Origin of the sequence: Emticicia sp. W12TSBA100-4 (genome assembly GCF_040253585.1) — a bacterium.
Lineage (GTDB): Bacteria > Bacteroidota > Bacteroidia > Cytophagales > Spirosomataceae > Emticicia.
The window spans coordinates 194,928-219,714 of sequence record NZ_JBELAU010000010.1 but is presented as its reverse complement, the minus strand read 5'-3'; the positions used below and the strand labels follow the sequence as shown (position 1 = coordinate 219,714).

Genomic DNA, 24,787 nt, shown 5'->3' with positions numbered 1-24,787 from the left:
CTAACTTTAAGGAATATTTATGGAATCAACATATATAAACCACTAAGAATGGAAACACTATTCATAACCGACAAACTAAAAGACTTATTGCCTAAAATAAAGGCATTTGTAGAAGCCGAACTATATCCACTCGAAACTACCGAGAATCTTGCCCACAATTTCTCGTACGTCGAACCAATTTTACAAGAAAAAAGAGCTTTAGTAAAAAAAGCAGGTCTTTGGGGCTTGCATCTACCCGAAGAAGATGGTGGCCTTGGGCTGACTTTATGCGAGTTTGGGCAAATCAGCGAAGTTCTGGCGAGTTCGCCATTTGGGCATTTTGTATTCAATACGCAAGCTCCCGATATTGGCAATACAGAATTAATGCACAAATATGCACCAAAAAACCTTAAAGATAAATATTTAAAACCTTTGATGGATGGTGAAATCAGAAGTTGTTTTTCGATGACTGAACCCGAATTTGCTGGCTCAAACCCCACTCGAATGGGAACTACGGCCGTAAAAGATGGCGATGATTATGTTATCAACGGACATAAGTGGTTTACATCTTCGGCCGATGGTGCTGCTTTTGCAGTAGTAATGGCCGTAACAAACCCCGATGCTGCTCCGCACAAGCGTGCAAGTCAGATTTTAGTACCGCTCGATACTGAAGGTTTTAAGTTTATACGAAACATTCCAATCATGGGCCATGCGGGCGATAGTTGGGCGAGCCATGCCGAAGTAATTTATGAAAACGTAAGAGTGCCACAAGCCAATTTGATTGGTATGGAAGGTGCTGGTTTTTTATTAGCCCAAGAACGGCTCGGCCCAGGGCGTATTCACCATTGTATGCGTTTTATTGGCATTGCTGAGCGTAGTTTCGATTTGATGTGCCGATATGCTGCATCAAGAGAAATGGCTGAGGGCGTAATGCTTGGCGAGATGCAATTTATTCAAGGATTTATTGCCGAAAGTAGAGCCGAAATTGATGCAGCCCGCCTTTTGGTGCTTCGTACGGCAAAAAATATCGACGAACAAGGTGCAGCCACCGTGCGTGATGAAATTTCAATGATAAAATTCTTCACGGCAAACATGATGCTCCGTGTAATTGATAGAGCCATACAAACGCACGGTGCATTGGGTATGACGAGCGATATTTTACTTTCATACTGGTACGCCCATGAACGTGCGGCTCGAATCTACGATGGAGCCGATGAAGTACATAAAACGGCTTTGGCTCGTGGAATTTTAAAAGGTTACGGGCTTGATACACGTAAGAAGTAATTTTTTTACCTTAAAAAGAGGTTTGGTCGGTGGTTTCGACTACGCTCAACCACCGACCAAACCTCTTTTTCCTTACACCGTATCCAGCAAAATTCTGAAGGTTGTTCCTTTATCGACTTGGGTTTCTTTCACGAAAAGTTTGCCTTCGTGGTAATTTTCAATAATACGTTTTGCCAACGTGAGTCCTAAGCCCCAACCTCGTTTTTTTGTACTAAATCCTGGCCTGAAAACCTTCCGAAGATTCATTTTCGAGATTCCTTTTCCTGTATCTCTAATATCAATCGCAATCGTTTTCTTTGCTGTTGGCATAATCGTTACAAATAACTCCCCTCTTCCTTCCATCGCATCAACGGCATTTTTGCACAAGTTTTCTACCACCCATTCAAGCAAATGTTTATTTAAACTAACTTCCACATTATCAGATACTTGGCTATTGAAATGAACTTTTACTTTTGTCGAAATTCGTCTTTCTAAATAACTTAGTGTTTGCTGAATTAGTGGAGCAATCTGTTCCTCGCTCATCTGCGGCACCGAACCAATATTCGAGAAACGAGTCGTAATGGTTTCCAAACGCTTTACGTCTTTTTCCATTTCATCGCCAATACTTCCATCAAAATTTGGGTCGGAGCGAAGCACTTCCACCCATGCCATCAAAGCCGAAATCGGAGTGCCGAGCTGATGGGCTGTTTCTTTGGCCAAACCTACCCAAACTCTGTTTTGCTCAGCCTTACGAGAAGAACTGTAAGCGATAAACGCCAACGAGCCGAAAATCAGGAATGTACCTAATAAAATGTAAGGGAAATAATGAAGCTGTTTAGCCAAGATAGAATTACTGTAATAGAGTGACACCTTAGAATTGCCAATTTTATCCTCAATGGGTGGGTGTTCTTCTCGCATTTCCGCAATTTTACGATATAACAACTCTTCCATTTCTTTAGGTTTCCATTTGTGGGTAGAGTCGTCAAATTCCTTTATATTCACATTGCTAATTGGCACTCCATTTTCTACCAAAATTGCGGGAACAGTCTCATTCGCTTCAAGAACCTCCTGTACGAAAGTATAGTCACAATCTGTTTCTACACTTTTCTCGACAAAAAATTTTATGCTGGCAGCATACAAAAGCACATATTTCTTCTCCCGTTCCTCCACTTGTTGGGCCAGTTGATTGAAATAATATAAAACCCCAGCACCAATCATCAGCAAAACCGCAATTGCCACAAACCTCCAACCCGTGATTTGCTCATAAATATTTACAAAAACTTCTCTTTTTGCCATAAATTTTCAATTTGATTGAATAAAATACTCAACACTAAATCACAATTTGGTTAAACTATTTAGAACAATTCTAAATTAAACATACTTCACTTATTTCCGCTGACTTTGGCAAACTATTTAATGGATATTGTCGTAGATAATAATGAAAACAAAGAAACAAGCAAAAGTTTGTCAAATAACCCAAAACTTGTCATTTAACCCATTTTTTTCTGTCAATTAATTAAATACGATACTTTTGAGCCATCAATAGTCTAACGAAAAAGCAGGCTTCAAAATACATTTGAATTTTTGTATTTTTTTTAGTTAAACACGAATTAAGTACGAAACTAATTTAGAATTATTCTAAATTAAAAAAACTGATAGAAATCATATCCATCGTAAGGATTCTGACCGTAAATTTGCAAACTATTTTAGAAAAGATGCACGGATTATTTAAAGCAATAACGATTTCGCATAAAAAAGCCCCTTTACAACTAAGAGGCCAAATTGCACTTAACGAAGAAGAATCTAAAGCCTTGATGCTAAAGATGCGTGAAACGTTTGATGTGTCGGAAGTGCTTGTGCTTTCTACTTGTAATCGCACAGAGGTTTACTACGTTTCAGAAAATAATTTAGGCGAATCAATTATTCGCTTAATTGCCAGCCAAAAAGTACTTAATTCAAACGAAATTCTGCCATATTTTGAGATAATCGACGACCACAACGAAGCCGTAAGGTATTTGTTTGAAGTTTCGATGGGCTTACACTCGCAGGTAGTCGGAGATTTGCAGATTCCGAATCAAGTAAAACACGCTTACCAATGGGCGGCTGATGTACAAATGGCTGGACCGTTTTTACATCGTTTGCTCCACACTATTTTCTTTACCAATAAAAAAATCGTTCAAGAAACTTCGTTCCGTGATGGAGCTGCCTCAACTTCCTATGCAACCGTAGAAGTAATGGAAACTTTCTTGCCACTTTTGAGCAATCCGAAAGTTTTGGTTGTTGGTTTGGGCGAAATCGGTGAAGATGTGTGCCGCACGTTGGCCGATAAAGGGTATAAAAATATTACGATTACGAACCGTACATTAGAAAAAGCACAAAATCTTGCCAACGAATTAGGCTTTGAAGTAGCTGATTATCAATTTGTTAATCAAAATATCTTACAGGCTGACATTGTCATTTCTTCTGTACGTTGCGAGTCTCCGATTATTACGAAAGAAACACTTAAAGATAAAACGCTTGCCGTAAAATATTTGATTGACCTTTCTGTGCCAAACAGCATTGCGACTGATATTGAGGAGGTGACGGGCGTAGTTGCTTACGATTTAGATACAATCCAACGCCGTGCCAATGAAGCTCTTCAACGCCGCATGGAAGCGATTCCGCAAGTGTTGAGCATCATCAGCGATGCGATTGGTGAGTTTAATAATTGGTCGCAAGAAATGATTGTTTCGCCAACGATTCAGAAATTGAAGGGGGCTTTGGAACAAATCAGAAAAGAAGAAATGGCTCGTTTCGTGAAAGAACTTTCGGCCGAAGAAGCGGAAAAAATGGAGAAAATTACGGCCAGTATGATGCAAAAAATCATCAAATTGCCAGTGATTCAGCTAAAAGCTGCTTGTAAACGTGGCGAAGCCGAAACTCTGATTGATGTATTGAACGATTTATTCAATTTAGAAAAACAAACGGTGTAGTAAAACAATTTTCTAAATTGTTACAAGATATTAAAAGGCGTAATTTCTGTGGAAGTTACGCCTTTTTTGTGGACAAAATCTAAAAAGCAAAAAATTATCCCGTAGGAATTTTATATCGGTAGCCTATTCATAAACACCCAAAAACATCATGCCGTAGGCATGAAACATTATGTTGGTTGATGTTTCATACCTACGGCATGAGATATTGTTTGTTGTACGCTTTTCTATCGATATTTCATCTCTAACGAGATGGTTTAGTCTCCTAAAATCATTGCTTCTACTGTGCTTTTGGCTTCTATTTGGTAGCAAATATCACTTCTTCATTCATTTGTTTAATAGCATCTTGCTCTAAATAATATGCTTTACTTCTTAACTCATTAGCTTTTAACGCTAAATCATTTATTTCTTTTACTTTTTGCTCGTCTTTTAAAATTGGAATGGGAACTCTTGCCAAATGCTCTGGCTCAATTTCATCTACAACTGACCCGTAAATTAAACTTTGTAATACAGCTTTACCAAAATCAGAATTGAGCCAAATATATAGATAGCCAGCTTTTGTATTAGAAGTTGGAGTAACTCTCATAATATGGTCATTGGCAATCCACTCATTCCAATGTTTAGGTGCAATGTTTACTTTTCCAACAGTTCCACTTCTTGTTACCAAAATCATATTTTCTTTAAGTAAAAGTTGTGAAGCCATTCTGCTACCATGAATTAAATTTGAAAGATATTTTTTCCCTGATGGGTCTAATTCTTGGATTTGCTTTCCGCCAAAAAATACTCTTCCATATTCCTCTTCCACATATATTCTTTTAAAACGTAGTGGTAAAAAAATCTTACTTGTCAATTCTTCACTTCCTAAAGGTAAAATAGAAGCTCCACTATCTAATAAACAATCAATAATCTTATTTATTATTGGTACATGATATGAACCTTCAAAGCGGTCATTAAGTAAGTCTAAATTAACAACAAAAGCGTGAACAAACTTTCAGTGCTTGTATTCTGAGGCTCTACCAAAGCCTTGCACACAAAGCAAAGAAAGCGTTCACGCAGACCGCATGAACGCCTAACTTTAACTTCCCTGTGTGCAACAAAATTTGGTAGATTTCAGAATACAGGATTTTTAAGCTAAACGCAAAAATTTATATGTCGTTTTTTAGATTTTTTCTATAAAATAAATGTTGGTTTGAGTGCAAATATAGGTCAAAAATAAAATTATTGTTTAGTTTATTTGAAGCTTGAAGTTTCTAAACGTTAAAGTCTTCTCACAAGTTGTTAACAATCAACTCATTAACTTAAATCTTCCACTTTAGAAATCAATTTAATACCCTCATTTTGGCACGCTTCTCTAAAATCTGAATCGTAGGAGGCCAAAATTGCAATATTTTCAAGCTTGCAGGATGCTAAAATCATGGCATCGTTGGGTAATAAATTATAGTTTTTCATGTAATCAATACTTTTAAGCATGGCGGTTTTTGAAATAGTCAAATAACTAAAATTTGATAAAAACCTCACAGTATCGTACATTTCGAGGGTTTCTTGTATTTGTTCACTTTCGCAAACACTCATTGGAGATTTTCCCGCAATTATGCCCAAAAGTTTAATAAACAAATTCGCTAACAACTATATTGTTGATGTAAATTTCATGCGATAAATCTAAAAGTGCATCAAGCAATTCGGGACGGCGTTCATTCGCAAATTCAATCAAAACACTACTATCAATAAATATTTTCATTGCTCGTAAAATTCAGATTTTGAAGATTCATACCCCTTAAACCTTTTCAACGAGCCTCTAAATGCTTGAATATTTTTACGCCGTTCCTTACGCTCGGCTTCATTTACAATATCTTTATCAGCCACTATTTCTGTTCTTTCCTTAAACTTTACGTTTAGTCTTTCTGCCAAATCAATAAAGAGACGAATGTCTCTTTCATTATCTATTTCTAAAACAATTTGTGTCATAATTGCCGTTAATTTTATGAAGTAAATGTAGAAGATAAACAAACAAAAAGCAAGAGTCAAAAATGATTCAAAGTTTATTTCAAATTTCTACTAATCTTTCTCCCACTCTTTTTTCCTCCCCAATTTTTTTCTACATTTCGTAAAAATTCAACCTTTTATCAGCATGAACAACTCTCACGACAAAAAACAACAAAACTCACGCCGTAATTTCATTAAAAGTAGTGCTTTAGCATCCGCAGGCTTTATGATTGTGCCTCGCCATGTGTTGGGCAAGGGCTTCGTAGCACCGAGCGATAAACTCAATATTGCGGCCGTTGGCTGTGGCGGAAAAGCTGATTTTAATATACCGCAGGCCTACAACAATGGTTCTGATAATATCGTAGCTCTTTGCGATGTTGATGATAGACAATCGGCTAAGTTTAGAGCAAAATTTCCGAATGCTCCGTATTTTCGAGATTACCGAAAAATGCTAGAGTCGGAAGGTAAAAATATTGATGCCGTAATCGTGACTACACCCGACCACATGCACTACCCGATTGCGATGTCGGCGATTCAATTAAATAAGCACGTTTATGTAGAAAAACCGCTCACGCACGATATTTGGGAAGCTCGACAACTAACCGAAGCAACAGCCAAATATAAAGTTGTTACGCAAATGGGCAACCAAGGCAGTAGTAGTAAAGGCACAAGAATTACGGAAGCAATCATTAAAAATGGCACAATCGGTGAAGTACATTCGGTAGAGGTTTGGACAAACAGACCAGTTTGGCCGCAGGGTGTACAATCTCCTAAAGATAAAGGCGAAAAACAGCCAATTCCGAACGAAGTTGACTGGAATTTGTGGCTTGGCACTGCTCCAATGCGAGATTACCACGAAGCATACATGCCATTCCGTTGGCGTGGATATTGGGATTTCGGTACGGGAGCTTTGGGCGATATGGGTTGCCACTTCATGGATGTCCCTTTCCGTGCCTTGAATTTGGGCTATCCAACTTCGGTCGAGTGTTCGGTTGGACAAGTCTATGCCGATTTCTTCAAAGAAGCATTTTTCGATGATGTTTGTCCGCCATCGGCATCTATTCACCTCAAATTCCCTAATCCAACGAGTACAAACTTTAAAGAAATCAATCTTACTTGGAATGACGGCGGTATTCGCCCGAGACTTCCCGAAGGCTGCGACTACGATAAAATTTTTACGAGCATCGACGGTGGCGTGATGTTTATCGGAACGAAAGGCGTACTGGCTTGCGAGATTTTTGGCGATAATCCGAAGGTTTTCCTCAATGGCAAGTTTGAAAATATAAAACTACCCGACCCAATACGTCCTGTTGTAGAAGGTAATGTAAACGGCCACCAACAACAATGGGTGAAAGCCTGCAAATCGGGTTTTGGTACTTATACAAGTTCGTCGTTCGACCAATCTGGACCTTTGACCGAAACCGTTTTGATGGGAAATCTGGCAGTTCGTTCGTTTTTGATGAGAAATTCAAAAAATAAGTTTATCGGCAGAAAAAAACTCTTGTGGGATGGAAAAAATATGAAAATCACCAATTTTGATGAAGCTAATGCTTTCGTCAAACGAGAATATCGTGCGGGCGGTTGGATTTAACTTCATATAAACAACGTTGGCATGGCTTTGAGCCATGCCAACGTTAAAAAGTATTGTATTTCCTAATTTCTACAATCTCACTTTCACCGCCAACAAGAAATTTGTACCTGCTTGCGGATAATAGAAATTTTCGGTAGTTACTTGCTTATCATAAATATAACTATAAGTATAGCCATTTGATTCGTACAAGTGATTGAAAATATTATTAACTAACAAATTGAATGTCAACTCTTTAACAAATTTTGGTTTCACCGAATAACTCGCTCTAATATCATTCACAAAAAACGCCTCAAGGCTACGATTATCGTCCGATGTATTATCCATAAATTGTTTGCTCACATACTTTGTCATCCAAGCAAACTCAACGTTTTTGGCTGGATTATACGAAAGTTGTCCGCCCGCAATCAAATTTGGCGAAAACGAAATATCGGTTTTCGATAAGCTATTTATTTTATTTGCCTCTCCATCATAATTCACAATCGTTTCTGTGAAATTCTTTATTTTGTTTTGGCTAAAAGTGGTGTTAGCCGATAAAGCCCATTTAGACGCCAACTTCCAATTCGCCATTAATTCTAAACCAGCACGATAACTTTGTGGCACATTTACTCTGATTGCATTTCCAACATCATTCACTTGTCCAGTCAACACCAACTGATTTTTATAATTCATGTAATAGAAATTCGCATCAAAGCTTAATTTTTGTCCAGTCGTTCGATAACCGATTTCCAAATCACGTAATGTTTCAGCTAAAGGTGCTTGAGCATTATCCACAAAATCTTGGCGGCTCGGTTCTTTATTTCCAACTGCATATGACGCATAAACCGATGAAGTTTTACTCAATTGATAATTCACACCAAATTTTGGATTAAAAAACTGATAATCAGATTTTTGCGTAATATCCAGTCGGTCGTCATCTACGCCTTTTATGTCATAATTAACGGTGCGGTATTGCAAATCGGCAAAGAAGTTTAGGGCTTCTGACACCTGATAATAAGCTTTTGTGAAGATATTAAAATCAGTTTTTATCGAATTACTTTCGTACCAACGATAACGAATATTAGAGGTTGAAGCATTTTTGGCCCATATAATTTCGCCAAAATGGTCGCCATCATATTTATTCCAACCGCCACCAATATTCGCCGAAAACTTTTTATTAGAGTTATAATCAAGCGAGTAAGTTGCCCCATAAAAATCATTATCAAGCCATTTTCTACGCACTAAATCAGTTCGTTTGATGGTATCTCTGCCAATAATTACATTTGGTAAGCCGTAATTAGCAAATGATTGACGCTCACGGTATTGTTCATAGAAGCCCCTTCCTTTTGTGTAGAATAACGTTGGGTTAAACGTCCAATTTTGATTAAGTTTGAAGGAAGAAATCAACTGATAATTATCTTGCTGATAATCATCGACTTGGTTATCGTAGGTATATGGATTGTATGTACGATTAGTTTTCAGTAAACTTTCAGGAACACCTTCCCAAGACTGATACGTTTTTTCTTTTCCCGAAAAGGCATTGAATCTTACGAAATTATCTTTTCCATAATATCCAGCCGAAACATAAAACGATTTCAAATCAGAAGAAGCACGGTCGATATAGCCATCAGACGTAATTTTTGATAATCGAGCATCGACAACAAAGTGATTATTCAGCAAACCAGTACTCGCCAATATATTGGTTTTCAATGTATTGAATGAACCCACCGAAAAATTAGTTTCTCCGTACGCATCTTGTTCGTAGCCCAACGTATTGATATTAATACTTGCACCGAATGCCCCCGCACCGTTGGTCGAAGTTCCAACTCCACGCTGTACTTGAATACTCTGTGCAGAAGAAGCAAAATCGGGCATATTCACCCAAAAAGTACCTTGCGATTCGGAGTCGTTGTAGGGAATACCATTCAGCGTAACATTGATACGTGTTGGGTCAGTACCACGAATACGAATGCCTGTATAGCCCACGCCCGCACCTGCATCAGAAGTAACCACCACCGAAGGCAACTGATTAAGCAAAAACGGCATATCTTGGCCTAAATTTACTTTTTTGATGTCTTTTTGGTAAACATTCGTAAACGCCATACCAGTTTTCTGATTGGCACGAGTAGCACTTACGACTACTTCATTGAGCTGTCGAATCGATATAGAATCTTGAGCGTTGGCAGTAAATAATAGGCAAAAGGCAATAGGCAATAGGCAGTAGGTTTTTACAAAAACTGTAAACTGTAAACTGTGGACTAAAAGAAATGTTGCTAATTTTTTCATTGTTTTTGAAAGTTTTAACAACAGGAGAAAGGAGCAAAATCCTGTCGAAACTGCATGAGTCGCACGGAAATTCCGTCGGCTTGCCGTTTTGGTTTGACAAAATTTTAAATTGAATAAATTTAAGTACATTTTCGGAGGTCATGACTTTCCTAAAAGTACTTTCTTTCCCTGCGGCGGCATTATCCGTGTACAGGTTCAATGGGTATAATCTCAGCCCGTTATGTTAAGGCACCCCTTTTGAGATAAGTTCTGCAAAGTAAACGTTTTTTTTAGAAAACTTGTTTATATTAGTGTAGAAATTTATTACAAAAGAAAGCTCACTTACACACAATCATTTGATTACAAGATACTTACATTTCTATTAATTGTATTAAACAAAAAGCCCAAGCAAAATATATGAGCCAATTTATGGTAGAGTTTGAATTGCCAAACCCATTTCCAGAGAAATTAATTATAAAAATTCCCGCCCAAAGAATGATGGTAAATCAGCTTTTGGAAGATGGGAAAATTCAATCTTATGCACTCTCGATGGAGCGTGACCGCCTTTGGTGCGTAGTCAATGCCGATGATGAACTGGAAGTGATGAGAATCATCGGAGAATTTCCACTCATTGAATACATGCACCCAACTATCACCGAACTTATGTTTAATAATGCAGTAGTGATGAAAGTACCCGCTTTTTCGTTGAACTAAAGCCCCCGAGATAAAAAACTAATATTGTGAATACGTTTTTAAGAAATACGCTTTTTGTTATCGGATTAATTAGTCAGATTTTTTTGGGTTGCCGACAAACTCAAAAACAAGAAACATACAAAGCGGCTGAGCCAACAACGCAACAAACTGGGCAAAAAGAAAGCAAAAAAGACAAAAAATCTGACGAGAATACTTCTGATTATCAGCCGAATAAACAAGGTAAGATTCCGCAGAAAGTCTATGAAGTACTGAAATATATCAAAGAAAATGGCGAAGCTCCCGATGGCTATGTAGGCGGACGAAAATTTGGAAACTACGAAAAACAGCTTCCACAAAAAGATGAAAACGGACGCAGAATCAATTACCAAGAGTGGGATGTAAACCCCAAACAAAAAGGCCGAAATCGAGGAGCAGAAAGGCTCGTAACTGGCTCGAATGATAAGGCTTATTATACCAAAAATCACTATAAGACATTTATTGAAATTGAACCAAAATGATTGCAACTTTCTAATTTCTGAAAATTATTCACTCATTCGTTCATGCACTCATTCATTCATTAACTTTATGCCTAATTTCCTTATAACCAATAATTTAGAAACATTAAATGGCTATCATATCGCTCAGATTGATGGCCTAAAAGCACATACACTCAGAGGTTTTTACGAAGAAGTAGCCAAAGTTCTCAATTTCCCCGAATATTTTGGATTTAACCTCGACTCATTCGATGAAATGCTCAACGATTTATCGTGGTTGGAGCAGACAAAAGTTGCGATTTACATCACAAATTCAGATTCATTTGTAGAAAAAGAACGCAACCCCGATAAATTGCCGACGTTACTTGATTTACTCGATGCCACTTGCGAAGACTGGAAATGGATTGACGAAGACGATGAAATCATTAAAAAAGAATTGATCGTAGCTTTTTCGCCAAGCGAACGCATCACAAAACTACTTGATAGCCAAGAGATTAGTTATGTGGTAAAATAAAATATTATGCCGCTTTATTGACAGTATTAAGGTGAATTTGAAGCCCAACTTCTTGCTATAATTTCTTGCAATTCCTCAATACGTTGTTTCAAAAGTTCTTGATACTGTTCTATAATTAAATTGGGGCTTACCGCTTTTTGTTTAAATTTACCATATTTAAACCATAGTTACAACATTTAAGCAAAATATGCTCCAACCATACATACTACGTCAATGGCAACCGGGCGATGAAGAATCGCTCACAAAAAATGCTAATAACTATAATATTTGGCGAAATCTGAAAGATATTTTTCCGCATCCTTACACCATCGAAGAAGCACATGGCTGGGTAAGAATTGCTCAAAATTCGCCCGAAACCTTTGCGATTGTGGTTGATAATGAAGCCGGCGGCGGCATTGGCATTTTACTAAAAGATGATATTTACAGAAAAAACGCCGAAATCGGTTATTGGCTGGGTGAAGCTCATTGGGGAAAAGGCATTATCTCATCAGCCATCACCGAAATTGTTGAATATGCCTTCAAAAACTACGATATTCACCGAATTTACGCAGGCGTTTTTGAATATAACCTCGCCTCTATGCGAGTTTTAGAGAAAGCAGGTTTTCATAAAGAAGCCATTCTAAAACAATCGCTTTTCAAAGAAGGAAAATTTTATGATGAGCATATTTTTGTGAGATTTCGGGCATAAAAAAGCCCTCCCTATTCGGGAGGGTTGGGAGGGGCTTCTACAACCTAATCGGCACTTTTACTTCAGTATTGTCCCAACGCAAAATCATATCGGCACCACCTTCGGCTGCTGCAAAATCTACCTTAAATTGTTCGAGTGTTTCGGCAGCTTTCCCAACTGGAACATCAACTCTCAACACATCACGTTTTTCATCATAATTTGTTCCCCACTGTCCAGTTTCTCCATTTAAAATAATTGTCCATTTATCCGCATTCGGAATTGTCCAAAGTGTGTATTTTCCTGCTTTTAAGGTTTTATCGCCTACTTTAATGTCTTGTTTTACATCAAAAATCGTAGCTTCGTTTGCACCCGTACGCCAAACTTCACCGTAAGGCAATAATTTCCCAAAAATCTCACGTCCCTTTTTGTAAGGTCGGCAATAGTCAACTTGCACAGTTAGTCCATTTTGGTCGAACTTTGCGGTTTCGGCTGGACTTTTACTCTTTGTGAAAGTTTTTAAACCAAAGAAAGCAACCACCAAAACGGCAGCAATAATCAAAACAATTTTTACGATTTTGTTCATTTTTGAAAGGGGTTTAATTTCTCTAACGAAACAACGTATCGTATTAGAATAGTTCAAAGAAAACTCGACATAATACTGTCTTATTTTATAAACTAATACACTATTTCTTAGTCAATAGTGTATCAAAAGTCGATTTTAGGAGTTTTCTCAAAAAAAAATCAGATTATTCAATGATTTCCCCTCGAAAAGCGACAAATTTGCATTAAGCGAACAGTTTTTAATTTTCAAGTGTTTATATTATTGTGTTGACAAAGCCTTGTCAACTTTGAATTTGTTATAAGGATTTTACTGATGCTCGATATTATTCATTTACTACCCGACTCGATAGCCAATCAGATTGCAGCAGGAGAAGTTGTGCAGCGACCAGCGTCGGTGGTGAAAGAACTTTTGGAAAATTCGATTGATGCCCGTGCCAATAATATACAATTGATTGTAAAAGATGCAGGGCGAACGCTCATTCAGGTAATTGATGACGGCATGGGAATGTCTGCCACGGATGCTCGTATGAGTTTCGAGCGACACGCTACTTCAAAAATCCGCACGGCTGATGACCTTTTTTCGATTCTGACAATGGGTTTTCGTGGCGAAGCGTTGGCTTCCATTGCGGCAATTGCCCAAGTAGAATTACGTAGCCGTCGAATGATTGACGAAGTTGGCACAATGATTCGCATCGAAGGCTCTGAACTCAAAAGCCAAGAATCGGTTTCTTGCCCGAAAGGCACGAATTTTCAAGTAAAGAATTTATTTTTTAATGTTCCTGCTCGACGAAACTTCTTGAAGTCGAATCCAGTCGAGATGAAGCATATTCTTGACGAATTTCAACGAGTTTCGCTGGCTCACCCGGATATTAATTTTACTCTTTATCATAATGATGTAGAAGTTTATAACCTTCCTGCGGGAAAACTCAGCCGAAGAATTGTTGATATATTTGGAAAAGCTTACCGTGAACAATTGGCAAGCTGCGAAGAAGAAACCCCATTTGTTAATATTTCGGGCTACGTCGGAAAACCAGAATCAGCCAAAAAAGGGCGAGGAGAACAGTTTTTCTTTGTAAACAAGCGGTTTATCAAGCATAATTATCTGCACCATGCCGTGTTGAGTGCTTTTGAAGCAACTATTCCTGAAGGAAGCAGTCCTTTTTATGTGTTATTTATTGAAATCGACCCATCGCACGTTGATATCAATATTCATCCTACGAAAACTGAGATAAAATTCGACGATGAACGAGCTGTTTACGCCATTATTCGTTCGGCAGTCAGAAGAGCCATCGGAGTTTATAACCTTACACCAACAATTGATTTTGAGTCAGATATAAATTTCGGAAATCTTACCAATACTAATCGTTTTACCGATTCGCCAAATCCTATTAGTTCATCATTTTCGGGCTTATCTGATTTTGAAAATGCTCGACCTTCGTCGCAACAAGGATCGTATCAACCACAGAGAGATGATGTTTATCGAGAAAAGCGGGATCAACGTGATAATGCCTCTTCAAATACCGAAAACTGGCGAAAACTTTTTGATGGTTTAGAAGGTTTCAAGCCCAACAATCAAGCAAGTTTAGGGTTTGACCCTGAACCAATGACGATGGGCAGCAAAGCCAATGATATTTCGGACGAAAGCCGTAGAATTGCCGAAATCCAAGAAATTAGTGCAATTCAGATACAAAACCGTTTCATTGTAGCACAAGCCAAAAGTGGTATGATGCTCATTGACCAAAGAGCAGCTTATGAGCGAATTTTGTACGAAAAATATTACAACAATTTAAAGAATAAAAAATCGTTTACTCAACAACTCCTTTTTCCGAAAACCTTAGATTTACAGCCCGCCGATTATCAGTTGGTCATGGAAATTCAAGAGGAAATAAAAGCTTTGGGCTTTTCGTTTGAAGAATTTGGACAACATACCATTAAAATTAATGGTGTTCCGCCCGAAGTACAAGAAGAAAACGAAAAAGAGATTTTTGAAGGTTTAGTACAACAATACAAAACTAATCAGACTGATTTGCAGTTAGATAGATTAGAAAATGTAGCTCGTTCGTTCTCGAAGCGTTCGTCATCGAAATATATGGGTGAGCTCTCAAAAATTGAGATAAACTTGCTAATCCATCAGCTTTTCGAGACTGCTGTACCAAGCTATACACCTAATGGTGAACCAATTATGACTATTTTGTCGTTAGACCAATTAGCAGAATTACTGAATCGCAAACAGTAATTTTGAGTTTAACGAAAATGCTATTTTAACCTAAATTACGATATGTTTCAAGTTACACCCGTTGTTCGTAACTTATTGATAGCAAATGTTGCTGTTTATTTTGTACAGAGTTTTTTAAGAATAGATTTAGCCACAATTTTTGGTTATCATAGTTTCTCTCTGCATGAGATGGGACTTTTCAATCCTATTCAGATTTTTACATATATGTTTTTGCACTCAGGTACAGGACATATATTTAGCAATATGTTTGGTTTATTTATGTTTGGGCCAATGCTCGAAAGCTTCTTAGGCAGTAAGCGTTTTTTGATTTTGTATATTGTATCGGGCATTGGGGCCTGTTTACTTCATGGAGCAATCAATCTCTACGAAATTTCACAATTTGCTGTCGACTCTCCCGAATATACAATGATGATGAGTATTCCGATGGTAGGAGCTTCGGGAGCAATTTTTGGGATGTTGGGGGCATTTGCAAGATTATTTCCTAATACCGAAATGATAATTTTTCCACTTCCGATACCTGTAAAAGCAAAATATTTAGTATCTTTATATGCTCTTTTCGAGATTTTCTCGGGTGTATCTAACATCACACCAGGCGTTGCCCATTTTGCTCATATTGGTGGCTTGATTTTTGGTATATTATTGATTAATTATTGGAACAAAAAGAAAGATAGATTCTATTAACAGTGGCAAGTTTCATTGACGACATAAAGAGTCCATTTAAGAAAGGAAACACATTGGTGCAACTCATGCTCATCAATGCGGGCGTTTTTTTATCTCTAATCTTAATCGGATTTATCTTTTCCTTTTCCCCAAGTGGCGGAACAATCAATAAAATCATCACCGATAATTTTGAGTTGATTGCTCCAATTAAATCATTTATCCGCAAACCCTGGACACTCCTCACCTACTGCTTTACGCACTACGGTTTTTTCCATTTACTCTTCAATATGCTTTCGTTATTTTGGTTTGGAACTTTGGTACAAGAGTTTATCGGAAGCAGAAAGTTATTAAATATTTATCTCATTGGTGGTATCATCAGCGGTCTGATTTATATCGCTGTTTATAATTTGTTGGCTTTATCGCCTCAGTTAAATAATATTAGTCCAACTATTTTAGGTGCTTCGGCGGCGGTATATGCAGTGATGTTTGCGGCAGTTGCTCTACTCCCTGAGTATGAATTTTATTTATTTGGTATCATACTGATCAAAATCAAATACCTCGCTTGGGCTTTCTTGCTCATATCTTTTGTTGTGCCAAGTAGCGGAATCTCGCATTTGGGTGGAGCGATAGCGGGTTATTCATACATTTATTTATTACGCCGAGGAACTGATTTAGGTAGCCCCATAGAAACTATTAGTGATTGGCTAAACAACCTTTGGAAACCCAAACCACAGGTAAAAATTCCACAAAGAAAATACAGCGAGTCAACGGTTGCGAGTAAAAGCGGAAGCAGTGCAAAGCTCGACCCTAATTACTTCCCAGACCAAGATGAGGTTGATGCTATTTTGGACAAAATAGGCAAATCGGGCTACGAAAGCCTCACAAAAGAAGAAAAACAAAAACTCTACCGAGCAAGTCAAAAGAAAGATTAAAATTTCTAATTTTTCCGTACATTTGTAATCAAATTCATACTTCAATCTCTAAATATTTTCGATACTCGAGGAATAAATTCGTAGCTATACGTAAATTTTCCATCCGAAATCGAACAATTTTAACTGTGTTCAGTTTTAGAAATACAAACTACCTCTAATTGGTAAAAAGATATGCTCATAACGCCCGGTGAAATACTAAAAAACATCAACATTCCTGCAGATTTACGAAACGTTGACCGTACGAAACTTCCACAAGTTGCCGACGAACTCCGCCAATACATTATCGACATGGTTTCTGTCTATGGTGGACACTTTAGCTCAAGCCTTGGTGTCGTCGAACTTACTGTTGCTTTGCACTATGTTTTTAATACCCCCGACGACCAACTCGTTTGGGATGTAGGCCACCAAGCTTATGGACACAAAATCTTGACTGGAAGACGTGAAAACTTTCACACAAATCGTCTTTATGGCGGTCTATCTGGTTTTCCGAAGAGAAAAGAGAGTGAATACGATACTTTCGGAGTTGGGCATTCATCTACTTCAATTTCGGCGGCCGTCGGAATGGCAGTGGCATCAAACATCAATGGCGAACCGAAGCGTCAGCACATTGCAATTATCGGCGATGGTTCAATGACAGCAGGTATGGCGTTTGAAGGCATGAACCACGCAGGCTCATTGAAAGATGCTAATGTGTTGATTATCTTGAACGATAACTGCATGGCAATCGACCCAAATGTGGGAGCGTTGAAAGAGTATTTGACCGATATTACGACCTCAAAAACATACAATAACGTAAAAGACGATGTTTGGCAACTACTTGGTAAAATGAGTACATTTGGCACAAGTGCCAGAAAGATTGTTGCCAAAGTAGAAAATGCTATGAAAGGGGCTTTATTAAGCCAAAGTAACTTCTTTGAAGCATTAAATCTACGTTATTTCGGACCAATTGATGGCCACGACATCGACCATTTGGTAAGTGTTTTAGAAGACTTGAAAGATATTCCAGGGCCAAAAATTCTTCACTGCCTAACCGTAAAAGGAAAAGGCTATGCTCCTGCCGAAAAAGAACAAACCAAATGGCATGCCCCTGGTCTTTTTGATAAGGTGACGGGCGTAATTCAGAAGAAAGTTTATGATAAGCCTATGCCGCCAAAATACCAAGATGTATTTGGTAATACAATTGTGGAATTGGCTGAAAAAAATGATAAAATCGTAGGTGTAACACCCGCTATGCCGTCGGGTTCTTCTTTGAATATTATGATGAAGGCCATGCCCGACCGTGCATTTGATGTGGGTATTGCCGAGCAACACGCTGTTACGTTTTCGGCAGGTATGGCCACTCGTGACTTGGTAGTTTATTGCAATATTTACTCAAGCTTCATGCAGCGTGCCTACGACCAAGTGATTCACGATGTGTGTTTGCAACAGCTTCCTGTTATTTTCTGCCTCGACCGTGCAGGTTTTGCTGGTGCTGATGGCCCCACACACCACGGAGCATACGACATTGCCTATATGCGTTGTATTCCGCACATGGTAGTGGCTTCACCAATGGACGAAGAAGAATTGCGTAACTTGATGTTTACCTTCCAGTTAGAAGAAACGCAAAAACTAAAAACTGCTTTCACGATTCGCTATCCAAGAGGTGAGGGTGTAATGCCAGATTGGAAACGACCATTTCAAAAACTTGAAATCGGAAAAGGACGCAAAATAAAAGATGGTGAAGAAGTAGCAATCTTGACAATTGGGCACATTGGTAATTATGTGGTGAAAGCCTGCGAAATGCTCGAAAAAGAAGGCTTAAATCCTGCTCACTATGATTTAAGATTTGTGAAACCGCTCGATGAAGTAATGCTCCACGAAGTTTTCCAAAAATTCGATAGAGTAATAACCGTAGAAGATGGTTGTCTACAAGGTGGTATGGGAAGTGCCGTTTTGGAATTTATGATTGATAATGGTTATAATGCCAAAGTAAAACGCTTGGGTATTCCTGACCGCATCGTAGAACATGGTGAGCAAATCGAGCTTCAACGTGAATGTGGCTTCGACCCAGAAGGAATTGCCAATTCCGTGCGTGAAATGGTAGCGAATACCATTTTGATATAATAATTTGGTCAGACATTCCATCAGACCCTAAATATTTTTAAAAGCCTTAACCCCTTAAAACTGGTTAAGGCTTTTAATTTTTCTGAACCACCACCGTAGTTTTTTCGTTATCTTTGTAAGAAAAAACCGAGCAAAAAAATAGTGAGCAATAAAAAACTGAACGATATTGACCTAACTGGCTACGACCAAATCGAGGTCTTAGGTGCAAGAGAACACAACCTCAAAAACATTGATGTGAGTATTCCACGAAACAAGCTGGTAGTGATTACTGGTATTTCGGGAAGTGGAAAATCATCTTTGGCTTTTGATACAATCTATGCCGAAGGTCAACGCCGCTACATGGAGAGTTTTTCGGCGTATGCTCGTAGTTTTATTGGCAACATGGAGAGGCCTGACGTTGATAAAATCAATGGTCTTTCACCCGTAATTTCTATCGAGCAAAAAACTACTTCAAAAAACCCTCGCTCAACAGTTGGTACAACTACCGAAATCTATGATTTCCTTCGTTTGTTTTTTGCTCGTGCTGGCGAAGCTTTTAGCTATATAACTGGCAATAAAATGGTTAAGCAAACGCAAGACCAAATCATTGACCAGATTCTACAACAATTTGAAAATCAAAAAGTTACGTTACTTGCTCCTATCGTAAAAGGACGTAAAGGGCATTACCGTGAGCTTTTTGTACAAATTGCCAAATTGGGCTATAATAAAGTACGTGTAGATGGCGAAGTGCTGAATATTAATCCAAAAATGCAACTCGACCGCTATAAGATACACGATATTGAGATTGTCATTGATAGAGTTATTCCGAAAAGCGAAGACCGCTATCGTTTGAGTCAATCAATCGGAACTGCCTTGAAACAAGGTAAAGGTTCGATGATGCTTTTGGATAGTAAAAACCAAACGCAATATTTCTCACAAAACCTCACTGACCCCGAATCGGGTGTTTCATACGAAGACCCTTCACCTAATAGTTTTTCGTTCAACTCACCTTACGGTGCTTGTCCGACTTGCAATGGACTCGGAACAATCGAAGAAATTACCGAAGAATCAATTATTCCTGACCGCAGTTTGAGCATCACTCGTGGAGGAATTGCTCCGCTGGGCGAATACCGTGATTTATGGATTTTCAAGCAAATTGAGGTAATTCTGAAGGCGTATAAATCAAATATTTCTACTCCTATCGAAAAGATTCCAGAAGATGCCTTAAAAACAATTCTTTATGGAAGTGAAACGCCGTTGCCAGTTCCTTCAAAAAAATACCCAGGCACCGAATGGAACTCAACTTTTGAAGGCGTAATTACCTTCTTGAAACGTCAACAAGACTCGGATAATGATAAAATTCAAGATTGGGTACGTGATTATCTGGTCATTAAAACTTGTCCAGATTGCGATGGGCAACGATTGAAAAAGGAATCGCTCCATTTCAAAATCGCCAAAAGTAATATCGCCGATTTGGCCGAAATGGACATCAGAGAGTTAGAAGAATGGTTTACTGATTTAGAAACTCGTTTGTCTGACCGCCAAAATGTTATTGCCAAAGAGATTTTAAAAGAAATCCGTAAGCGAATTGGCTTCTTGATGGGCATTGGCTTGGACTATCTGACACTCAACCGCCCACTTCGTACACTTTCGGGTGGAGAATCGCAACGGATTCGTTTAGCAACTCAAATCGGCACACAGTTGGTGGGGGTTTTGTATATCATGGACGAGCCAAGCATTGGTTTGCATCAGCGAGATAATGTAAAACTAATTCAAGCATTAAAAGATTTACGAGATTTAGGTAATACTGTTTTGGTCGTTGAACACGATAAAGATATGATGCTCGAATCGGATTATATTCTGGATATTGGCCCAGGTGCAGGCCGACACGGTGGAAATATAGTTGGTCGAGGAACACCACAAGAGTTTATCAAAAATCGAAGTACAACTTCTGATTATCTGAGTGGAAGAATCAGTATTGAAGTTCCGAAAGAGCGACGCAAAGGCAATGGTAAATACTTGATAATCAAAGGAGCAACTGGACATAATTTAAAGAATGTTACTCTGAAACTTCCATTGGGTAAAATGATTTGTATCACTGGTGTGAGTGGTAGCGGAAAATCTTCGTTGATCCACGAAACCCTTTTCCCTGTCTTAAATAAACATTTTTATAATTCAAAAAGAGAACCTTTAGCACATAAATCAATCGAAGGACTCGAACACCTCGATAAAGTAATTGAGGTTGACCAAAGTCCAATCGGACGTACGCCACGTAGCAACCCTGCTACTTATACAGGAATGTTTTCGGAGATTCGAACACTTTTTGCCGAATTGCCCGAAGCTAAAATCAGAGGTTATAAACCTGGGCGTTTTTCGTTCAATGTAAAAGGTGGACGCTGTGAAGACTGCGAAGGTGCGGGCATGAAGAAAATCGAAATGGAGTTTTTGCCCGATGTACACGTAGCTTGCGAAACTTGCAAAGGAAAACGTTTCAATCGTGAAACTTTGGAGGTGCGTTATAAAGGAAAATCTATTGCCGATGTACTGGATATGACCGTTGAACAAGCAGTTGAGTTTTTTGAGAGTATCCCAAAAATCAATCGAAAAGTTCAGATTTTGAATGAAGTTGGCTTGGGCTACATCACACTTGGTCAACACGCCACAACTCTTTCGGGAGGAGAAGCTCAACGAGTAAAATTATCGGAAGAATTATCGAAAAAAGATACAGGTAAAACAATCTATATTTTAGATGAACCAACAACTGGACTTCATTTTAAAGACATTCAGAAATTACTCGAAGTATTACAAAAACTGGCTGACAAGGGCAATACTGTACTAATTATTGAGCATAATTTGGATGTAATAAAAGTGGCCGACCACGTGATTGATATTGGCCCCGAAGGTGGTAATAAAGGCGGAACAATTGTGGCTGAAGGTACACCAGAACAAGTTGCCAAAGTAAAAGGTAGCTATACTGGATTTTTCTTAAAAGACGAATTACATTAATATTAGAGTAATTATTTCTAAGACCACCAACCACTATAAACCGCTAAAAATCAGTGTAATAGAATTTCTATTGTTTTATTTTCTTTCGGTAGCCCAAAGTCATCCAACTATTTTGATAAAAAAAGCGTCAATATAAATGGCTTAGGCTTTCAGATGAAAGAATCTTAAAATCACATCATCCTATTATACTTAAAACCATTTTAATGAATATAATCACTGACTTACTTAATGAACTACTCATTTTTTTTAGAATTAATGGCTTATTAGATATCATTCACACAGGAAATTTTCACGCATTATTAACTTTTGAAGGTTTCCTGACATTTATCTCTCCAATTACTCCTTTTATTATTGTTTTTGAGGTTTTATGGTCATTATTTCGGCATAAGTTTCGTAAAGAAAGCTATAAAGTGCCGTTTTTGATTATTGTAGTCAATCGTATATTGAGTCGATTAATTGGTTTTTCTGTATTACTTATCGCTATCGGTATCTTTCAGAAATACGCTATTATTCAGACCTATCTCTCTTGGTATTGGTTCATTTATGGTTATTTGGTTTACGAACTAAACAATTTTATTCGTCATTATTTGACACATAAAGTTCGTTTGCTTTGGTGTTTTCATTCTGTACATCATTCTTCTGAAGACTTAAACTCTTCGATTACACTCACGACCTTTTTTGTCGAAAATCTCTATACAGAATTCTTTACGGCCATGTTTTGCATGCTTTTGGGAGTCCAACCCATCATGCTTTTTGCAATTATGATTATTGATAGCATTTGGGGAGCATTTGTACATATTAGCGAAGGAAGTATAAAAAATGCAAGACTTGGGGTTCTGGAGAGATTTATTCTCACACCATCGCACCATCGAGTACATCACGGCCGAAATCCTTTATATATGGATACAAACTTCTGTTCAATTATTAACGTTTGGGATGTTATTTTTAAAACTTATCAAAAATGAGAAAAACAATTTCCCATCGAATATGGCATTACTCGTCCGATGAATTCTAATAGTTTTATAGATGTTTACTTCGGAGAAATCATGAGTTTATGGCACGATATACGTTCTGTACCTAAACTTAAAGATAAAATCGGATATGTTTTTATGCCTCCAGGTTGGAGTCATACAGGAAAGTTTGAAACGGCTAAAACACTACGAACTCAAGCAATTAAAGAATTGAAAAAATAAAATTTTGTTATAACACTGGAAAATATTTAGTAAAATACCGAGAAGCAAATCATAAAATACTATTGATCAGCATTTTACAGAAGCTTTTATAGATTTCTTCAATCTTTTCTCATGTAATAGCATCATCATTTATGGACAAAATCAAAATTGCTTTGAAAAGTATTTAGCCCTATAGCTCTTACTAACAAAACAAAAATGCAGCTTTAAGGCTGCATTTTTTTTCTATAAACATTAAATCTATTGGTCTTTACCAAAGCTAACCTCTCCTAAGAGTCACCTCCGAAATAGGTCTTTCGTCTGCCGTAATTTCTTTCAATTACCATTCCAGTATCTTTTTCTTACAGCTCACTGAAATCAAAACTTTCCAAGAATTTGGTTGTGAATTTACCAGATTTGAAAGTCTCGTCATCCATCAATTTGATGTGGAACGGAATAGTAGTTTTGATACCTTCAATTACAAACTCTTGCAAAGCACGCTTCATACGAGTCAAAACTTCTTCTCTTGATTGGCCCGTAACGATAAGTTTGGCAATCATTGAGTCGTAGTTTGATGGAATCGTATAGCCCGCATAAACATGGCTGTCGATACGCACACCGTGCCCACCTGGGAAGTGCAGATTTGTGATTTTACCTGGCGATGGACGGAAACCATTGCGAGGGTCTTCGGCATTGATACGGCACTCCATTGCATACAATTTCGGGAAATAGTTTTTACCCGAAATCGGTACACCCGCTGCTACTTTGATTTGCTCTTTAATCAAATCGAAATCAGTAACTTCTTCCGTAATCGGGTGTTCCACCTGAATACGAGTATTCATTTCCATGAAGTAGAATTTACCGTGTTTATCCACCAAAAACTCTATTGTTCCTGCACCTTCGTAGCCAATAGCAGCTGCACCTTTGATGGCTGCTGCACCCATTTCTTCACGTAATTCTTGCGAAACAATCGGTGAAGGAGTTTCTTCAACCAATTTTTGGTGACGACGTTGAATCGAACAATCACGCTCAGAAAGGTGACAAACTCGACCGTTTTGGTCGCCCACAATCTGAATCTCGATGTGGCGAGGTTCTTCGATAAATTTTTCTAAATATAAACCATCGTTTCCAAAAGCCGCACCCGACTCCATTTTGGCGTCGTCCCATGCTTTTTGGAATTCCGATGAGTTGTTGATAATTCTCATACCACGGCCACCACCACCAGCAGTTGCTTTGATGATAACAGGATACCCCATTTCTTCCGAAAGGCGGATACCTTCTTCAACCGATTCGAGCAAGCCTTCAGAACCTGGAATTACGGGAACACCCGAATCTTTCATGGTTGCTTTGGCAGTTGCTTTATCACCCATTGAGTTGATTTGGTCGGCGGTTGCACCGATAAATTTGATGCCATATTCGGCACAAATTCTCGAAAATTCAGCATTTTCCGACAAAAAACCGTAGCCTGGGTGAATAGCATCAGCATTTGTAATTTCAGCCGCCGAAATGATACTCGGAATGTTCAAGTATGATTGTCGGCTGGGAGCAGGCCCAATACAAACAGCTTCATCGGCAAATCTTACGTGCAGACTTTCACGGTCGGCAGTAGAATAGACCGCTACTGTTTTAATGCCCATTTCACGGCAAGTTCTGATAATACGGAGGGCGATTTCGCCTCGATTGGCTATTAATATTTTTTTGAACACGATTCTCGAATTTGGAAATTGTTAAAATTTGAAACTTTGAA

22 protein-coding genes are annotated in these 24,787 nt (G+C 38.2%); 14 read left to right on the top strand and 8 right to left on the bottom strand.

Features of this window, described 5'->3' with window-relative positions; genetic code table 11:
* The first annotated feature begins 48 nt into the window (after window positions 1-48).
* On the top strand, window positions 49-1,263 hold the full coding sequence (locus ABR854_RS16350; RefSeq protein WP_350266564.1) for an acyl-CoA dehydrogenase family protein: 1,215 nt from the start codon (window positions 49-51) through the stop codon (window positions 1,261-1,263).
* Between the two features lie 72 nt (window positions 1,264-1,335).
* On the opposite strand, the gene ABR854_RS16345 is transcribed toward ABR854_RS16350, so the two are convergent.
* A complete protein-coding gene (locus tag ABR854_RS16345) occupies window positions 1,336-2,538 on the bottom strand; it encodes a sensor histidine kinase (protein WP_350266562.1) in 1,203 nt (400 codons plus the stop codon).
* A 419-nt stretch (window positions 2,539-2,957) separates the two neighbouring features.
* Here ABR854_RS16345 and hemA point away from each other — a divergent pair, with 419 nt between their 5' ends.
* Window positions 2,958-4,214: a glutamyl-tRNA reductase gene (gene hemA / locus ABR854_RS16340; protein ID WP_350266560.1), complete on the top strand. Its 1,257-nt coding sequence runs from the start codon at window positions 2,958-2,960 to the stop codon at window positions 4,212-4,214.
* A gap of 295 nt (window positions 4,215-4,509) precedes the next feature.
* Here hemA and ABR854_RS16335 read toward each other — a convergent pair whose 3' ends face one another.
* The 4 genes from ABR854_RS16335 to ABR854_RS16320 all read right to left on the bottom strand — a co-directional run bounded on the left by ABR854_RS16335 (window position 4,510) and on the right by ABR854_RS16320 (window position 6,176).
* Window positions 4,510-5,016 (bottom strand): restriction endonuclease subunit S, encoded by a 507-nt coding sequence (locus tag ABR854_RS16335; protein ID WP_350266558.1) that lies wholly within the window; start codon window positions 5,014-5,016, stop codon window positions 4,510-4,512.
* A 488-nt stretch (window positions 5,017-5,504) separates the two neighbouring features.
* Window positions 5,505-5,783: a PIN domain-containing protein gene (locus ABR854_RS16330; RefSeq protein WP_350266556.1), complete on the bottom strand. Its 279-nt coding sequence runs from the start codon at window positions 5,781-5,783 to the stop codon at window positions 5,505-5,507.
* Window positions 5,784-5,814: 31 nt separating this feature from the next.
* Complete coding sequence (locus tag ABR854_RS16325) at window positions 5,815-5,949, bottom strand: hypothetical protein (RefSeq protein WP_350266554.1); 135 nt, start codon at window positions 5,947-5,949, stop codon at window positions 5,815-5,817.
* Window positions 5,946-6,176, bottom strand: a complete 231-nt coding sequence (locus tag ABR854_RS16320) for a hypothetical protein (protein WP_350266553.1) — start codon at window positions 6,174-6,176, stop codon at window positions 5,946-5,948. Before ABR854_RS16320 ends, ABR854_RS16325 begins: the two co-directional genes overlap by 4 nt.
* A 163-nt stretch (window positions 6,177-6,339) precedes the next feature.
* Here ABR854_RS16320 and ABR854_RS16315 point away from each other — a divergent pair, with 163 nt between their 5' ends.
* Window positions 6,340-7,785, top strand: a complete 1,446-nt coding sequence (locus tag ABR854_RS16315; RefSeq protein ID WP_350266551.1) for a Gfo/Idh/MocA family oxidoreductase — start codon at window positions 6,340-6,342, stop codon at window positions 7,783-7,785.
* Between the two features lie 69 nt (window positions 7,786-7,854).
* Here the strand turns inward: ABR854_RS16315 and ABR854_RS16310 are convergent, their stop codons facing one another.
* On the bottom strand, window positions 7,855-10,047 hold the full coding sequence (locus ABR854_RS16310; RefSeq protein ID WP_350266550.1) for a TonB-dependent receptor: 2,193 nt from the start codon (window positions 10,045-10,047) through the stop codon (window positions 7,855-7,857).
* A 396-nt stretch (window positions 10,048-10,443) separates the two neighbouring features.
* On the opposite strand from ABR854_RS16310, the gene ABR854_RS16305 reads away from it, so the two are divergent.
* The 4 genes from ABR854_RS16305 to ABR854_RS16290 all read left to right on the top strand — a co-directional run bounded on the left by ABR854_RS16305 (window position 10,444) and on the right by ABR854_RS16290 (window position 12,415).
* Entirely contained in the window at window positions 10,444-10,740 is a 297-nt protein-coding gene (locus ABR854_RS16305) for a muconolactone Delta-isomerase family protein (RefSeq protein WP_350266548.1), read from the top strand.
* Between the two features lie 26 nt (window positions 10,741-10,766).
* The gene (locus ABR854_RS16300) at window positions 10,767-11,237 is read left to right on the top strand and encodes a guanyl-specific ribonuclease (protein ID WP_350266546.1); all 471 of its coding nucleotides are present in this window, start codon (window positions 10,767-10,769) and stop codon (window positions 11,235-11,237) included.
* 67 nt (window positions 11,238-11,304) lie between these two features.
* A complete protein-coding gene (locus tag ABR854_RS16295; RefSeq protein ID WP_350266545.1) occupies window positions 11,305-11,727 on the top strand; it encodes a barstar family protein in 423 nt (140 codons plus the stop codon).
* 187 nt (window positions 11,728-11,914) lie between these two features.
* Window positions 11,915-12,415, top strand: a complete 501-nt coding sequence (locus tag ABR854_RS16290) for a GNAT family N-acetyltransferase (protein WP_350266543.1) — start codon at window positions 11,915-11,917, stop codon at window positions 12,413-12,415.
* 37 nt (window positions 12,416-12,452) lie between these two features.
* Here ABR854_RS16290 and ABR854_RS16285 read toward each other — a convergent pair whose 3' ends face one another.
* Window positions 12,453-12,977, bottom strand: coding sequence for a DUF2911 domain-containing protein (locus ABR854_RS16285; protein WP_350266541.1), 525 nt, complete (start codon window positions 12,975-12,977; stop codon window positions 12,453-12,455).
* A 291-nt stretch (window positions 12,978-13,268) separates the two neighbouring features.
* Between ABR854_RS16285 and mutL the strand changes: the two genes are divergently transcribed.
* The 7 genes from mutL to ABR854_RS16250 all read left to right on the top strand — a co-directional run bounded on the left by mutL (window position 13,269) and on the right by ABR854_RS16250 (window position 23,064).
* Complete coding sequence (gene mutL, locus ABR854_RS16280) at window positions 13,269-15,191, top strand: DNA mismatch repair endonuclease MutL (RefSeq protein WP_350266539.1); 1,923 nt, start codon at window positions 13,269-13,271, stop codon at window positions 15,189-15,191.
* A gap of 42 nt (window positions 15,192-15,233) precedes the next feature.
* Window positions 15,234-15,872, top strand: a complete 639-nt coding sequence (locus tag ABR854_RS16275; RefSeq protein ID WP_350266537.1) for a rhomboid family intramembrane serine protease — start codon at window positions 15,234-15,236, stop codon at window positions 15,870-15,872.
* 2 nt (window positions 15,873-15,874) lie between these two features.
* Complete coding sequence (locus ABR854_RS16270) at window positions 15,875-16,783, top strand: rhomboid family intramembrane serine protease (RefSeq protein ID WP_350266536.1); 909 nt, start codon at window positions 15,875-15,877, stop codon at window positions 16,781-16,783.
* Between the two features lie 171 nt (window positions 16,784-16,954).
* Window positions 16,955-18,886, top strand: a complete 1,932-nt coding sequence (gene dxs / locus ABR854_RS16265) for a 1-deoxy-D-xylulose-5-phosphate synthase (protein WP_350266535.1) — start codon at window positions 16,955-16,957, stop codon at window positions 18,884-18,886.
* Window positions 18,887-19,027: 141 nt separating this feature from the next.
* The gene (gene uvrA, locus ABR854_RS16260) at window positions 19,028-21,871 is read left to right on the top strand and encodes an excinuclease ABC subunit UvrA (RefSeq protein ID WP_350266534.1); all 2,844 of its coding nucleotides are present in this window, start codon (window positions 19,028-19,030) and stop codon (window positions 21,869-21,871) included.
* 203 nt (window positions 21,872-22,074) lie between these two features.
* Window positions 22,075-22,836 carry a sterol desaturase family protein gene (locus tag ABR854_RS16255; RefSeq protein ID WP_350266533.1) on the top strand — a complete coding sequence of 254 codons (762 nt, stop codon included), beginning with the start codon at window positions 22,075-22,077 and terminating at the stop codon, window positions 22,834-22,836.
* An 81-nt stretch (window positions 22,837-22,917) separates the two neighbouring features.
* The gene (locus tag ABR854_RS16250) at window positions 22,918-23,064 is read left to right on the top strand and encodes a hypothetical protein (RefSeq protein ID WP_350266531.1); all 147 of its coding nucleotides are present in this window, start codon (window positions 22,918-22,920) and stop codon (window positions 23,062-23,064) included.
* A 338-nt stretch (window positions 23,065-23,402) separates the two neighbouring features.
* Here the strand turns inward: ABR854_RS16250 and accC are convergent, their stop codons facing one another.
* Window positions 23,403-24,746 carry an acetyl-CoA carboxylase biotin carboxylase subunit gene (accC, locus tag ABR854_RS16245; protein ID WP_350266529.1) on the bottom strand — a complete coding sequence of 448 codons (1,344 nt, stop codon included), beginning with the start codon at window positions 24,744-24,746 and terminating at the stop codon, window positions 23,403-23,405.
* Window positions 24,747-24,787: the final 41 nt, after the last annotated feature.

Coding starts and splice junctions, on each gene's coding strand:
- ABR854_RS16350 (WP_350266564.1), top strand. CDS start 49: ATGGAAACACTATTCATAACCGACAAACTAAAAGACTTATTGCCTAAA.
- ABR854_RS16345 (WP_350266562.1), bottom strand. CDS start 2,538: ATGGCAAAAAGAGAAGTTTTTGTAAATATTTATGAGCAAATCACGGGT.
- hemA (WP_350266560.1), top strand. CDS start 2,958: ATGCACGGATTATTTAAAGCAATAACGATTTCGCATAAAAAAGCCCCT.
- ABR854_RS16330 (WP_350266556.1), bottom strand. CDS start 5,783: ATGAGTGTTTGCGAAAGTGAACAAATACAAGAAACCCTCGAAATGTAC.
- ABR854_RS16325 (WP_350266554.1), bottom strand. CDS start 5,949: ATGAAAATATTTATTGATAGTAGTGTTTTGATTGAATTTGCGAATGAA.
- ABR854_RS16320 (WP_350266553.1), bottom strand. CDS start 6,176: ATGACACAAATTGTTTTAGAAATAGATAATGAAAGAGACATTCGTCTC.
- ABR854_RS16315 (WP_350266551.1), top strand. CDS start 6,340: ATGAACAACTCTCACGACAAAAAACAACAAAACTCACGCCGTAATTTC.
- ABR854_RS16310 (WP_350266550.1), bottom strand. CDS start 10,047: ATGAAAAAATTAGCAACATTTCTTTTAGTCCACAGTTTACAGTTTACA.
- ABR854_RS16305 (WP_350266548.1), top strand. CDS start 10,444: ATGAGCCAATTTATGGTAGAGTTTGAATTGCCAAACCCATTTCCAGAG.
- ABR854_RS16295 (WP_350266545.1), top strand. CDS start 11,305: ATGCCTAATTTCCTTATAACCAATAATTTAGAAACATTAAATGGCTAT.
- ABR854_RS16290 (WP_350266543.1), top strand. CDS start 11,915: ATGCTCCAACCATACATACTACGTCAATGGCAACCGGGCGATGAAGAA.
- ABR854_RS16285 (WP_350266541.1), bottom strand. CDS start 12,977: ATGAACAAAATCGTAAAAATTGTTTTGATTATTGCTGCCGTTTTGGTG.
- mutL (WP_350266539.1), top strand. CDS start 13,269: ATGCTCGATATTATTCATTTACTACCCGACTCGATAGCCAATCAGATT.
- ABR854_RS16275 (WP_350266537.1), top strand. CDS start 15,234: ATGTTTCAAGTTACACCCGTTGTTCGTAACTTATTGATAGCAAATGTT.
- dxs (WP_350266535.1), top strand. CDS start 16,955: ATGCTCATAACGCCCGGTGAAATACTAAAAAACATCAACATTCCTGCA.
- ABR854_RS16255 (WP_350266533.1), top strand. CDS start 22,075: ATGAATATAATCACTGACTTACTTAATGAACTACTCATTTTTTTTAGA.
- ABR854_RS16250 (WP_350266531.1), top strand. CDS start 22,918: ATGAGTTTATGGCACGATATACGTTCTGTACCTAAACTTAAAGATAAA.